Consider the following 12,352-nt stretch of genomic DNA (forward strand, 5'->3'; position numbering starts at 1 on the left):
CGGTGTTCTTCCAAGCGTTATTTGGACACCGGCATCGCAAACTCCGCGCCCTGCTCGATGCTCTCCGACCAGCGCTGCATGATCGATTTCTGCTTGGTGTAGAAGCGCACCCCCTCAGTGCCGTAGGCATGCATGTCACCGAACAGGCTCTTCTTCCAGCCACCAAACCCGTGCCACGCCATCGGCACCGGGATCGGCACGTTGATGCCGACCATGCCCACTTCGATACGCCGGGCAAACTCGCGGGCAATGTTGCCGTCGCGGGTAAAGCAGCTGACGCCGTTGCCGAATTCGTGGTCGTTGACCAGCTTCACCGCCTCGGCAAAGTCATTCACGCGCACGCAGGCCAGCACCGGGCCGAAGATTTCTTCGCGGTAGATGCTCATCTCTTTGGTCACGTGGTCGAACAAGGTCGCGCCGAGCCAGAAACCGTTTTCCAGGCCGGCTTCGGTGGGTACATAGTCACGCCCGTCGAGCAGCAGTTGCGCGCCGGCCTGCACGCCTTGTTCGATGTAGCCGCTGATGCGCTCCAGTGCGGCGCGGGACACAATCGGGCCCATCTCGGCCTTGAGGTCGCGGCCGTCGGTGATGCGCAGGTGCTTGGCGCGTTCGGTCAGCGCGGCGATGACTTTGTCACCGACATCGCCAACCAGCACCGCTACGGAAATGGCCATGCAGCGTTCGCCGGCACTGCCGTAGGCGGCGCCCATCAAGGCGTCGACGGTTTTTTCGATATCGGCGTCCGGCATCACCACCATGTGGTTCTTCGCGCCGCCCAGGCCTTGCACACGCTTGCCGTTGCGCGCACCGGTTTCGTAGATGTACTGCGCAATCGGCGTGGAGCCGACGAAGCTCACGGCCTTGACGTCCGGGTGCGCGATCAGCGCGTCCACCGACTCCTTGTCACCCTGCACCACGTTGAACACGCCTTTGGGCAGGCCGGCTTCACGCAGCAGTTCAGCCATGAACAGCGAAGCACTTGGATCGGTCGGGCTTGGCTTGAGGATGAAGGTGTTACCCGCCGCGATGGCGATCGGGTACATCCACATCGGCACCATCACCGGGAAGTTGAACGGCGTGACACCGGCCACGACGCCCAGGGGTTGGCGCATCGTCCAGTTGTCCATGCCACGGGAGACCTGGTCGGAATGCTCGCCCTTGAGCAGGTTGGGGATGCCGCAGGCGAATTCGAGAATGTCGATGCCACGGTCGACTTCGCCCTGGGCATCGGTGAAGACCTTGCCGTGTTCGGCGACGATGATGCGCGCCAGGTCGTCCTTGCGCTCACGCAGCAGGTGCAGGTATTCGAACAGCACGCGGGCGCGGCGGATGGGCGGAGTGTCGGCCCAGCCGGCAAAAGCGGCCTGGGCAGCGGCGACGGCTTCGGACACGGTCTGGCTGCTGGCCAGTGCGACGCGGCCGGTCACTTCGCCGGTGGCCGGGTTGTAGACGTCCTGATAGCGATCATCGCGGCTGACGCGCTGGTCGTTGATGTAGTGCTCGATTGTTGTAGTCATGGCAGTAGATCCCAGGTGGGTTGCGTTGGGACACACGATAGGCTTTCGGTTTGTTCCAAACCAGAGCAGAATCAAGAACTGATTGTCCTCACAAGCGAACAATAAGCCGATGGAAAAATCCGAGATCGAAGGGCTGTGGACCCACATTCACTGGCTCTCAGTGCTGGAGGAACACGGCACCTACACCGCCGCCGCCGCGCGCCTGGGGGTGAGTAAATCCGCAGTCAGCCAGCGCATTTCCGACCTGGAGAAAGCCACCGGCACACGGCTGGTGACGCGTACCACGCGCAGTGTGCGGTTGACCGATGCCGGGTTGTCGCTGACCCGTGAAGTGCGCGGTGCCTATGAGCAAATCGCGCGCAGCTTCTCGTCGGTGCGCGATTCCGCCGGGGAGATTCGTGGCCTGGTGCGCTTGACCGCCCCCGTCGCATTCGCCCGGCAACAGCTGGTGCCGCACTTGTCGGAATTCCTGCAGCAGTACCCGCAGGTGCGTATCCAGCTGGACGTGTCGGATGCCCTGAGTTCACTGGCGGCCGAGGGCTACGACCTGGCGGTGCGCCATGGCTTCCAGGTGCCGGAAACCCACGTGGCGTGGAAACTGTGCGACACCGGCTCGGTGCTGGTCGCCACCCGCGATTACCTGCAACGCCACGGCGAACCGCGCGAACCCGGCGACCTGTCCGCGCACAACTGCCTGTTCTACCCGCGCGGCACCGACCAGCCCGCGTGGACGTTCGAGCGCGGCAACAAAACCGTGGAACGCCTCACCGTGCCCATCGCCGGCAGCTTCGCCACCAACAACAGCGAAGCCCTGCGTGATTCGGCGCTCAACCACTTGGGCATCGCCCTGCTCCCGGACTTCAGTGCCCACGCTGCGCTGGCCAGCGGCAAGCTGGTGCAGGTGCTCAAGGGCTGGACACTCAAGGGCGCGTTTGCCGACGAGATCTACCTGATCCGGCCGTATTCGCCCCATGTGCCGAAGTCGGTGAGTGCGTTGGTGGGGTATTTGAAGGGCAAGTTGTCGGGTGGGTTTCGCTACGGAGGCTGACAGCGCCGGCGTTAAAACGAGCCCCGTGGCGCTATCAGTCAACTCTGGCGGTACCGCTCAAGTACGCCGGCGGGGTTTGGCTTAGGGTGATTGTGCGAGGGAGTTCCCTCTGCTCACAATTCCAATAATAGAGCCACGTCCATGAGCCCACTCAAATACTTGCCAGCGTGCCTGGTGCTCAGCTTCGCCTCGTCAGCTGTCTTCGCCGCCGATGGGCCGCCAGCGCCCTCGGTGACCGAGCCCAGTGGCATCAACCTCGGCGGCACCAGTTTCTACGATGGTTTTGCCGGGCCGCCCGGCCTGTCCCATCTCACCTACTTGAAGTTCAGCACCGCCAGCAGTCTCAGGACCAACAGCGGCAAGGCCAACAGCGCCTTCGACAATCCCAAAATCAACGTGATCACGCTGATCAACCAACTCAGCTACTACTCGCCCGACACCATTGGCGGCGGTGCGCACCTGGGCTGGAGCTTGCTGGTGCCCGTCGTGTCACTGGATGCCACCTTTGGCAGTAATGGACCGGCGCTGCAAGACAACGCCACAGGGCTTGGCGATGTCACCGTCGGGCCGCAGATCCAATTCGATCCTATCGTCGATGCGCACGGGCGCCCGGTGTTTGTGCAGCGGGTGGCCTTTGACACGATCCTGCCGACCGGTAAATACGACAAACACAAAGACCTCAACCCAGGGTCGAACTATTACTCCCTGAACCCCTACTGGGCCGCAACCTGGATGCCGGCACCGCGTTGGGAAGTCAGTTGGCGCCTGCATTACCTGTACAACTTCAAGAACCGCGATCCGGCCAGCAGCTCGCAGGACTCCTTCGAGGGCAAACCGGTAAGTAACAGCCGCGCCGGGCAGTCGGCCTGGGCCAACTTCACGGCGTCCTATGAAGTCATCCCCAACGTGTCGGTGGGGATCAACGGCTATTACTTCCGGCAGATCACCGACGACCAGATCAACGGCGACCGGCTGAGCGACTCGCGGGAAAAAGTGCTGGGCATAGGCCCCGGCATGTTCTGGAAAATCAGTGAAGGCCAAGGCTTCTGGCTCAACACTTACAAGGAAACCGGTGTCGAGAACCGCTCCCGGCAGGACTATGCCGTGCAGGTTCGTTACGCCCACACCTTCTGACCGACAAGCGCTCGCTCACCCTATCGAGGTACTGCATTCATGAATGCATCCGCTGGCATCGACAGCAAAACATCACTGGCGGCTATTTGCCTGATGATGGTCACGTCCCTTGGCACCTTGCAGATTCAACCGATTCTGGGCGGGGCTTTTATCGATCAGCTCGGTATCCCGCTCAATGCCATCGGTAGGATTTTCGCAGGCGAACTGATTGCCATGGCACTCACCTGCGGGGTGTCTGCCCTGTTGATGACCCGCGTCAATCGCCGATGGGTGGCGCAGCTCGCCTTGCTGGTGCTGGTCTGCGCCAATCTGGCGAGTACCCGGTTCCACAGCGAAACATCGCTGCTGCTGTGCCGCATCGTCTCTGGCGCCAGCGGCGGCGCGGTCATGGCGGTGGTGTATGCCTCCGCGGCACTGCGCACATCCAAGGACGCGACGTTCGCGGTGATCAATATCGGTAATCTGTTCTGGGGCATGTTGCTGGTGACCTCGATGCCAGCGGTGCTCATGGCCTTTGGCGTCAACGGCGCGTTTTACCTGCTGGCCGGCGCCAGTGCCTTGGCCCTGTTCGGCTGCGGGCGCGTGCCTGCGCGGTACACCCCCGCCGACGGAGCACCGGCTCGGCTGGCCCAGCCGTTCGGCCTGACGTCACTCTTGTTGATCGGGCTGTTTGCGCTGTTGTTTTTTGGCCATTCGGCGCTGTGGGTGTATCAGGAACGCATCGGCAAAAGTATCGGCCTGGAGCCCCAGCAGATCGGCGCCATCCTGGGTGGCAGTATTCTTGCCGGGGCACTCGGTGCTGCGCTGGCGGGACTTATCGGACGGCGCCTGGGGCTGCTGTTTCCGCAGTTGCTGGGGTTCGGCACGGCGGTGATGGCCACGCTGATCATGGTCTACGGCGACAGCCCCATGGCGTTCGCCACCACGGCATGCCTGATCCATATGGTCTGGTTCTTCAGCCTTCCCTACCTGCTCTCGATGGCGGCCGAGTTGGACGCGAGCGGTCGACTCGCAGGCCTGGGCAATGCTGCGATCTTCGTGGGCCAGGGCCTCGGCCCGTTTGGCGCGGCCCTGGTCGTCGGTGACGGACACTTCCGAGCGGTCGGCTGGCTGGCGGCCTCGGCGTATATCGTCGCCCTGGTCATCTCTTGCTGGATGGTTGCCCGTTTTCGCCGCGCGTCCGGCCCTTCAACACCCGACGCGCCTGCGCTGCCCGCCGGCCTGCTCGATAAATAAATACTGCGCACATGAGGTCGTAGCCATGAGTACCCGATTCCCGCAAACCCCTGAATTTTCCGGGGCGCTGTATAGCCCTAGTCGTGTAGAAGCCGAGGTGCTGGACCTTGAGGTCGAAGGCACCCTTCCCGCGTCCATCCTAGGCGTCTTCTATCAGGTGGCCCCCGACCCGCAATACCCGCCCATGCTGGGCAGCGATATGTTTTTCAACGGTGACGGGATGGTCAGCGGTTTCTATTTTGCTGACGGCAAGGTGTCCCTGCGGCGACGCTACGTGCAGACCGATCGCTTGCTCGCGCAGCGCCGTGAAGGCCGCTCCCTCAATGGTGTCTATCGAAACACGTACACCAATGACCCACTGGCGGCCAAAAACAACACCACCGCCAATACGTCGGTGATCCCTCACAACGGCAGGCTGCTCGCGCTCAAGGAGGACGCCCTGCCCTGGGCTATGGACCTGCAAACCCTGGAAACCCTGGGCGAATGGGATTTTGCCGGGCAAATCAAGTCGGCGACCTTTACCGCCCACCCCAAGATCGACCCCGTCACCGGCAACCTGCTGGCCTTCAGTTATGAAGCCAAAGGTGACGGCACGCCGGATATGGCGTATTTCGAACTCTCACCCGACGGCAAGCTGCTCAAAGAGATCTGGTTCCAGGCACCTTACGCGGCGATGGTGCATGACTTTGCGGTCACCGAGCACTACGTCGTGTTCCCACTGATTCCGCTGACCGTCGATGTAGAACGCATGAAAAAAGGCGGGCCGCATTTTCAGTGGCAACCTGATCTGCCGCAGTTGTTTGCCGTGCTGCCGCGCAATGGCAACGCGCAGGCTATCCGCTGGTTCAAAGGCCCCAAGGACAGCTTTCAAGGCCACACCCTCAATGCCTTCGATCAAGACGGCAAAGTGTACGTGGACATGCCGGTTACTGGCGGCAACGTGTTTTATTTCTTCCCCCAGGCGGACGGTGCGGTGCCCGCCCCCGAGGACCTACCCTCGAGCCTGATGCGCTGGACGTTTGATCTGAACGACGCGCGGGATGACGTCGAGCCGCAACCGTTGACCGACTACATGTGTGAGTTTCCCCGCTGCGATGAGCGCTATCTGGGTCGCCCGTACGAACACGGCTTTGTGCTCGCCTTTGATCCGACACTGCCCTACAACCCCGCAAACGGCCCCATGCCCTTTCAGTTTTTCAACCAGTTGGCCCATCTGAACCTCAAGACGGGCAGCACCGACGCCTGGTTCCCAGGGGACAACAGTTGTTTCCAGGAGCCCATATTCATCCCTCGTTCTTCGGATGCCGAAGAGGCCGACGGTTACGTGGTCGCACTGCTGAATGTGCTGGACCAGGCGCGTAGCGAGCTGGTGATCCTGGATTCGCGCGACATGGCCAACGGGCCCATTGCGCGGGTCAAGGTTCCGTTACGGATGCGCATGTCCCTGCACGGCTGCTGGGCACAGGGATAACCCTGGGCTAGACCCGACCGCCAGCACACCGAATGGCCTGCTCCCGAAGGCAGGCACACGGCTGCGCGAAAGCAAAAAATATACATTTTTCCTGCAATTTGGGATTTAAGTAAAATCCCGCTTTACAGGATTTTTAAGCGCGAATAGAGTGAAATTCTGTCCACGCCTCCCTCGCCCACAAGGACTATCGAATGAAACTTGCAAGCTTCACCGTTGAAGGCCGTCACACCTATGGCATCGTCGAAGGCGACCAGGTGGCTGATCTGGAATCGATGAAAAACACCCTCGGCGCGGATCTCAAGCAGGCGCTTGCCCTCGGCCGCCTGGGGTCGATGAGCGATGAGCAGGTGTCGAGCCTGCCGCGTCTGGCACTGGCCGACGTGACGCTGCTGCCGGTCATTCCAAACCCGGGCAAGGTGCTGTGCATTGGCATCAACTACGCGACCCACGTGCGCGAAACCGGGCGTGACATGCCGGTTTACCCAATGATTTTCACGCGATTTGCCGACAGCCAGACCGCTCACCTGCAACCCATCGTGCGGCCTACGGTCTCGCACAAGCTGGATTTCGAAGGCGAACTCGCCATCATCATTGGCAAGACCGCGCGCCACATCCGCAAAGCCGACGCCCTCGATTACGTCGCCGGCTACGCCTGCTACAACGATGGCAGCGTGCGCGATTGGCAAAAGCACACCCTTCAATTCGTCCCCGGCAAGAACTTCCCGAGCACCGGCGGCTTTGGCCCGTGGCTGGTCACCCGTGACGAAATCAGCGACCCGCAGAACCTCGAATTGACCACCCGGCTCAACGGCGAGGTCATGCAGCACACGTCCACAGGCGACATGATCTTCGACGTCGGTGCACTGATCGAGTACTGCTCCACCTTTACCGAACTCGCCCCCGGTGACGTGATTGTCAGCGGCACCACCGGCGGGGTTGGTGCCTTCCGCGAGCCGCCGGTGTGGATGCAGCCCGGTGATGTGGTGGAAGTGGAGATCTCGCGCATCGGCACCCTGCGTAACACCATCGTCGATGAGCAATAAACCATGACCCTGATCGATGAATCATCCCAACCGCCAGAGCGCGACACCAAGGGCTCCAGCCTGGAGCGCATGCTGCGCGTGCTGGATCTGTTTACCGAGACGCAGCCGATCTGGGCGGTCGACGACATGGTCAGCGCGCTGGGGTTTACCCGCTCCACCGCCTACCGCTACGTGCGTGAACTGGCCGAGACCAATCTGTTGTTCCAGGTCGAGGCCGGGCGCTATGCACTGGGGGCCAGGATCATTACCTGGGACCGTCAACTGCGGCTCAGCGACCCGCTGGTACGCGCCGCGCAGCAGCTGGAGGCCAACCTGCCAGGCTGGAGTGAGCAACAAGTCTGGCTGATCTGCCGGTTGTTCAAAGACCAAGTGGTGTGTGTTCACCAGTGCGGTGAATTGACCAGCACCGTCAGCTATTCCCGTGGTTCGCCACGGCCGTTGTTCATGGGCGCGACCTCAAAAGCCATCCTTGCGCACATGAACGCTCGCCAGCACAGCCAGCTGTTTCTCGAACACCCTGACGAGGTGCGCGCCAGCAACCTGGGCGCCACCTGGGAAGACTTCCGCCGGTCGCTGCAACGCTTGCGGCGCCAGGGCTATGTAGCCAGTACAGGCGAAGTCGACCCCGGCGTGTACGGCCTGGCCGCACCGATATTCGACGGCGACGGCAAGGTTGTGGGCAGCCTCAGTTGCGTGCGCCCGGCAGCCGAGCGGCACAAGGCGCTGGAGCAGGAACAGGGTGAGCAGATGGTCGCGCTGGCCCACACGCTCTCGCGGCACATGCTCGCGCTGACCCAAAGCGCCAACCCATCCTCCAAGCCATTGGACTGATGCAGTCGTAGGGGAACAACAATGACAACCCTGAACAGTATCAATACCCGCGTCCTGATCGTCGGCGCCGGCCCTACCGGGCTGACCCTGGCCAACCTGCTGGGCCAGGCCGGCGTGGATGCCTGGATTATCGACAGCAAACCGGGCACCGTCACCGAGCCTCGCGCGGTCTCGATCGATGATGAGTCGTTGCGCACCATGCAGGCCATGGGCTTGAGCCAGGCGGTGCTGGCGGACGTGGTGGCCGGCTATGGCGTGCATTACTTTACGCGCCCTGGCGGGCGGTGCTTCGGCAAGGTCGAACCCAGCGGCAAGCTGTATGGTTTTCCCAAGCGCAATGCGTTCCGCCAACCGCTGTTCGAAAGCACGTTGAGGGCCGGCCTGCAGCGTTTCGCTTGCCTGACCGCGCGCTTCAGCCACGAACTGCTGGAGTTCACCCAGGACGAGCACGGCGTGCGTGCGCTGGTCGTGGACGCCAACAAGGAACTGCTGGAAGTGCAGGCCGACTACCTGATCGCCTGTGATGGTGGGCGCAGCCCGGTGCGTAAACAGCTTGGGATCAATATGGTCGGCTCCAGCTTCGCGTCGCGCTGGCTGGTGGTGGACACCGATCAGGACGATGACCCGTTCTGGCAAACCCGCGTGTACTGCGATGCGCGCCGCCCTACCGTCGAGGTCCCCGGCCCGCATCGCACGCGGCGCTTCGAGTTCATGCTCAAGGACGGCGAAAGCGACGCGCAGATGCTCAGCCAAGCGCGATTGCAAGCGTTGCTACGCCCGTTCAAGGGCGATGCACCGGTCTCCATCGTGCGTAAAACCGTGTACACCTTTCACGCCCGCATCGCCGAACGCTGGCAAGTCAACCGTGTGTTGCTCGCCGGTGACGCTGCACACCTCACTCCGCCCTATGCCGGACAAGGCATGAACAGCGGCGTGCGCGATGCCCATAACCTGGCCTGGAAACTGATCGGCGTGCTGACCGGGAAAATGGCCCCGGCCGTGTTGCTCACCTACGAAACCGAGCGCCGCGATCACGCGTGGGCATTGATCAAGCTCGCGCTGAACCTCGGGGTGGTGATGGCGCCCGCTACCGTGCTGCGGGCGCGATTGATCAGTGGTGCATTCTCGCTGATCGGGCTGGTGCCGCCGCTGCGTGACTACTTCCTGCAGATGCGCTTCAAGCCAAAACCACGGCTGCGCCAAGGCCTGGTGCTCACCGCCGGTGCCGCGGGCAGCGTGTCCAGCGGGCAAATGTTCCCTCAGCCAAGCCTCACCGACAGCCAGGGCACTGAACGCCTGCTCGACGATTACATCGGCGCAGGTTTCGCCCTGATCCAATACGGCGCCCCTCACCGCGAACGCCTGGATCAATTGCAGCACCCGCTCTGGGCGCACTTGGAGGTGAAGCGGATTCTGATCCTGCCAGGTTCCGTCAGCGAGCCACCTGTCCTGCCGGGCTGCACGGTATTGCACGATCATGCCGGGGCGCTCGAGGCATTGCTCGGCGCCAGCGCCAGCTTCTTCCTGCTGCGGCCTGATCGCTACATTGCCGCGATTTTCCACAGCGCCACCGAGACAATCACTGCCGAGGCCTTGCAGTCCTTGCTGGGTGCCGTGCCCGCGGGCGATCGCGCGCCCCGACCGTCCATCACAACACCCGTCACGCTCGAGAGGTGCGTATGAACACATTGCAAACGTCCACCCCTGCTCGCCTGTGCTACTTGCACCTGGCGAGCAAAGACCCGCAACGGCAGATCGACTTCTATCAACGCATGATGGACATGCAGGGCCAGCCCCAAGCCGACGGCCACTGGCTACTCAGGGGGCCTAATCGCGCCATGCTGCTCTCCCCGGCCGAGCACAGCGGCCTGCTGGCGGCGGCGTATGACCTGGCGAGCCCAGAGAAACTTGCCACGCTGCACCGTCGCCTGCGCGAGCGCAACTGCACCACCGAAGACATCAGCTCGCCCCTGCTCGCACAGGGCGCCTTTGCAATACGCGATCCTCAAGGTCGCCAGACGATTTTTGGCGTATCCCAGGCGCACACTCATGCCACCCCACCCGGCATGCCCGGCCGCCTGCAGCATGTGGTATTCCAGACCACCGAGCTGGAAGCGATGATTGAGTTCTATGTCAACACCGTTGGCTTCACGGTGTCCGACAGCGTGGTCGACCAACAGAGTGGCCTGTTGATGGTGTGCTTTCTGCGTTCGGACGATGAGCACCATTCGCTGGCGTTCTTCCGCGGCTCGAAAAACGAGTGGGATCATCACTGTTACGAAACCAATGAATGGAATGACATTCGGGACTGGGGTGATCGCTTTGCCAAGGAGCGCATCAGCATTTTCTTTGGCCCCGGCCGTCATGGACCCGGCGACAACCTGTTCTTCATGGTGGTGGATGCCGATCGCAACCGGCTGGAGTTCTCGGCGGAGCTGCAAATCACCGAAGCGAGCGACCCTCCTGGCACTTGGCCGCAAGAAGAACACACCCTCAATTCCTGGGGGCGCGCGTGGATCAGAACCTGAGCCCGTCTTGCTCTGAAACCACGTGCCCCACTGACCCAAAGGTAAAACCATGACTGCCCAACGCCCAACCCCTTACGCCCTCAACGGCGACCAGTTCATCGACGGCACCTGGCACACCGGTCGTTCCTCAGCACAGCTGGACGATCGCAATCCTTTCAACGGCGAGACATTGCTCGAAATGCCCCTGGCCAGCATTGCCGACCTCGACGCGGCCTACGCAGCAGCACAACGCGCGCAAACCCCGTGGGCGCAGTTGCATCCAACCGCACGCGGCGCCCAGCTGGAAAAGCTCGTTCACATCATCCAGCAACGCAGCGAAGAGATCATCGACTGGCTGATTCGCGAGTCCGGCAGTACCCGTATCAAAGCGACCATGGAATGGCAATTCACCCTCAACCTGGTGCGTGAATGCATTGCGCTGCCCATGCAGGTGGAGGGGCGCATCCTGAGTAGCTACAAGCCCGGCGAGCAAAGCTTCGTGTTCCGTGAGCCGCTCGGGGTGATTGGGGTCATCAGCCCCTGGAACTTCCCCCTGTACTTGAGCATGCGTTCGGTGGTTCCGGCGTTGGCACTGGGCAATACCGTGGTCCTTAAACCGGCCAGCGACACGGCCGTGACCGGCGGCCTGCTGATTGCGCACCTGTTCGAAGAAGCGGGTTTTCCCGAGGGCACGCTCAATGTAGTAGTCGGCGCCGGCTCGGAAATCGGCGATGCCTTTGTGGGGCACCCCGTTCCCAGCCTGATCTCATTTACCGGGTCTACCGATGTCGGGCGCAATGTCGGGCGCATCGCCACCGGCGGCCAGCACATCAAGCGAGTCGCCCTGGAGCTTGGCGGCAACGCGCCGCTGGTGGTGCTCGATGATGCGGATATCGACCTTGCCGCGCATGCAGCAGTGGTCGGACGCTTCCTGCATCAGGGCCAGATCTGCATGAGCGTCAACCGGGTGATTGTGGACCGCTCGCTCTACGCCGACTTCACCGCGTTGGTGGTGGAACGCGTGCGCAACTTGAAAACCGGCAACCCGAACCTCGCCGATACCGTGATTGGCCCGGTAATCAACCGCAGCCAGTTGGACGGCTTGCTGCGCAAGGTCAATGCCGCCGACAGCGCGGGCCTGAAGAAACTGCACGGTGGCCCGGCGTCTGGGCTGGTGCTGCCGCCCCATGTATACGGGGATGTCCCTTTCGACCACGAACTGGCGCACGATGAAACCTTCGGGCCCTTGCTGCCAATATTGATCGCCGACAATGAGGCACATGCCCTGACCCTGGCCAACGCCAGCGAATATGGGCTGTCCAGCGCCGTGTTCAGTAAAGATATGGCCCGCGCTCTGAACTTTTCCCGTGGCATCGTGGCTGGGATGACGCACATTAACGACATCACTGTGGACGACCAGCCCAATGCCCCGTTCGGTGGCGAAAAGAACTCGGGGCTGGGACGCTTCAACGGTCACTATGCCCTGGACGAATTCACCCGTGCGCACTGGGTGACCTGGCAAGCCGGGAGCCACCGCTACCCCTTCTAGGAGACAGGGTGGGCCA

Annotated in this window: 10 protein-coding genes; 9 read left to right on the forward strand and 1 reads right to left on the reverse strand. The window is 62.2% G+C overall.

Going from position 1 to position 12,352, the window contains the following annotated elements; translation table 11 throughout:
- Nucleotides 1–17: 17 nt before the first annotated feature.
- A complete protein-coding gene (locus tag HCF10_RS03980) occupies nucleotides 18–1,517 on the reverse strand; it encodes a CoA-acylating methylmalonate-semialdehyde dehydrogenase (protein WP_090402496.1) in 1,500 nt (499 codons plus the stop codon).
- A 109-nt stretch (nucleotides 1,518–1,626) separates the two neighbouring features.
- Here HCF10_RS03980 and HCF10_RS03985 point away from each other — a divergent pair, with 109 nt between their 5' ends.
- From HCF10_RS03985 to HCF10_RS04025, 9 genes are all read left to right on the forward strand, one after another.
- On the forward strand, nucleotides 1,627–2,565 hold the full coding sequence (locus HCF10_RS03985) for a LysR family transcriptional regulator (RefSeq protein WP_167654926.1): 939 nt from the start codon (nucleotides 1,627–1,629) through the stop codon (nucleotides 2,563–2,565).
- A gap of 141 nt (nucleotides 2,566–2,706) precedes the next feature.
- Nucleotides 2,707–3,699, forward strand: coding sequence for a SphA family protein (locus tag HCF10_RS03990; RefSeq protein WP_167654927.1), 993 nt, complete (start codon nucleotides 2,707–2,709; stop codon nucleotides 3,697–3,699).
- Nucleotides 3,700–3,738: 39 nt separating this feature from the next.
- Complete coding sequence (locus HCF10_RS03995) at nucleotides 3,739–4,935, forward strand: MFS transporter (protein WP_167654928.1); 1,197 nt, start codon at nucleotides 3,739–3,741, stop codon at nucleotides 4,933–4,935.
- A 25-nt stretch (nucleotides 4,936–4,960) separates the two neighbouring features.
- A complete protein-coding gene (locus HCF10_RS04000) occupies nucleotides 4,961–6,406 on the forward strand; it encodes a carotenoid oxygenase family protein (protein ID WP_167654929.1) in 1,446 nt (481 codons plus the stop codon).
- A 191-nt stretch (nucleotides 6,407–6,597) separates the two neighbouring features.
- A complete protein-coding gene (locus tag HCF10_RS04005) occupies nucleotides 6,598–7,449 on the forward strand; it encodes a fumarylacetoacetate hydrolase family protein (RefSeq protein WP_145337192.1) in 852 nt (283 codons plus the stop codon).
- A gap of 3 nt (nucleotides 7,450–7,452) precedes the next feature.
- Nucleotides 7,453–8,280: an IclR family transcriptional regulator gene (locus HCF10_RS04010; RefSeq protein ID WP_167654930.1), complete on the forward strand. Its 828-nt coding sequence runs from the start codon at nucleotides 7,453–7,455 to the stop codon at nucleotides 8,278–8,280.
- A gap of 21 nt (nucleotides 8,281–8,301) precedes the next feature.
- On the forward strand, nucleotides 8,302–9,963 hold the full coding sequence (locus HCF10_RS04015) for a bifunctional 3-(3-hydroxy-phenyl)propionate/3-hydroxycinnamic acid hydroxylase (protein ID WP_167654931.1): 1,662 nt from the start codon (nucleotides 8,302–8,304) through the stop codon (nucleotides 9,961–9,963).
- A complete protein-coding gene (locus HCF10_RS04020) occupies nucleotides 9,960–10,808 on the forward strand; it encodes a VOC family protein (RefSeq protein ID WP_167654932.1) in 849 nt (282 codons plus the stop codon). Before HCF10_RS04015 ends, HCF10_RS04020 begins: the two co-directional genes overlap by 4 nt.
- 49 nt (nucleotides 10,809–10,857) lie before the next feature.
- Nucleotides 10,858–12,336, forward strand: coding sequence for an aldehyde dehydrogenase family protein (locus HCF10_RS04025; RefSeq protein WP_167654933.1), 1,479 nt, complete (start codon nucleotides 10,858–10,860; stop codon nucleotides 12,334–12,336).
- The last annotated feature ends 16 nt before the right edge of the window (nucleotides 12,337–12,352 follow it).

Origin of the sequence: Pseudomonas sp. B14(2022), from assembly GCF_012030485.1 — a bacterium.
Lineage (GTDB): Bacteria > Pseudomonadota > Gammaproteobacteria > Pseudomonadales > Pseudomonadaceae > Aquipseudomonas.